The sequence below is a fragment of the Streptococcus sp. VTCC 12905 genome, assembly GCF_049893385.1.
Classification (GTDB): Bacteria; Bacillota; Bacilli; order Lactobacillales; family Streptococcaceae; genus Streptococcus; species Streptococcus suis_AA.
The window spans coordinates 1-1,195 of the sequence record NZ_JBMVJC010000067.1 but is presented as its reverse complement, the minus strand read 5'-3'; the positions used below and the strand labels follow the sequence as shown (position 1 = coordinate 1,195).

The 1,195-nt window shown below is 37.4% G+C and carries 1 protein-coding gene; it reads right to left on the bottom strand.

The window, feature by feature from the left end:
- Window positions 1-1,122, bottom strand: a protein-coding gene (locus ACPC58_RS11610; RefSeq protein WP_434066032.1) for an IS3 family transposase whose coding sequence is annotated in 2 segments (ribosomal slippage) — window positions 1-861 and window positions 861-1,122 — 1,123 coding nt annotated over the 2 segments. Because the reading frame shifts where the segments join, the coding sequence is not laid out codon by codon here. This gene is flagged as partial in the annotation.
- Window positions 1,123-1,195 lie beyond the last annotated feature (73 nt).

Below are 1,195 nucleotides of genomic sequence, written 5' to 3'. Positions count from 1 at the left end.
CATAAGGTGTAAGTCCACCGTTTGCACGATGTGGTCTTACGTGATTATATTTCCCATAAACGAATTCATAGAGCTTTTGGTCAAGAATGTCATTTGAATCAAACTTGTAGAGATAATAGAATTCGTGTTTGAGCGTATTGTAGAATCTTTCCATAACGGCATTGTCATATGGACAGCCTGCTTTGCTCATACTTTGTTGGACATAGTTTTTATCACAAAATTTATTGAATTCTTTTGCGGTAAATTGACGCCCTTGATCAGAATGCAGGATAATTCCTTTTGCTGGTTTTCGACGTTCTAGTGCGATTTTCAAGGTTTCCTTTGCCAATTCAGTATCGATATGACTGCTGTTTAATGATGCAACCACTTCACGACCGCAAAGGTCTATAATCGTGCAATTGTAACGCATTGTTCCATCTGGACGAGTTAAATATGTAAAATCAGTACACCATATTTTATTGGGTTCTTTTACATCAAATTCCCTATTCAGAAGGTTTGGAAAGATTTTATTGGCAGTTCCTTTTACATAGTTTGGTTTCTTGCGACGTGTGATGGAACGCAAGCCCAATTCATTCATAAAATGATGTATTGTCAAATCTGAACGAATGCTTCCGATACCCTTAAGATAATCGTTCATCATTCGGTATCCAGGAACTCCATTTTCGCGGTGGTAGATTTCAACAATTTTACGTTGAATCTCTGCCTTTTCCTGACGATAAGCATGTTTTTTGTTTTTAAGATAATTATAGTAAGCATTTGGACAGATGTTCATTCTTCTAAGAAGCCATCTGACCCCAAATGTCTGTTGATATTTCTGGATGAACTGGTACTGAGCTAATCGATTTCCTTCGCAAAGAATGCTGCCGCTTTTTTTAAAAAATCATTTTCCTTTTTGAGTTCTTCAATTTCTTTGCGTAGCTTTTTTGCAACTTCGTATGAATCAGATTCTTCCCGTTTTGTTGGGCTGTTATCGCATTCTTTGCGGTATTGCTGTAACCAGTATGTCAGCGTGCCTTGTCCAAGATTATATTCTTCGGTCAGGCTTTTCTTGGTTCGTCCCTCTTCCAGATAGAGGCGAAGAACCTTTTGTTTGAGCTCAGGCTCGTAACGATTATTTGTCATTGTAACATCTCCTTGGATTATGTATGTATTTTACCAAACTATACACAGGTGTTACAACTTAATTATATCAGGT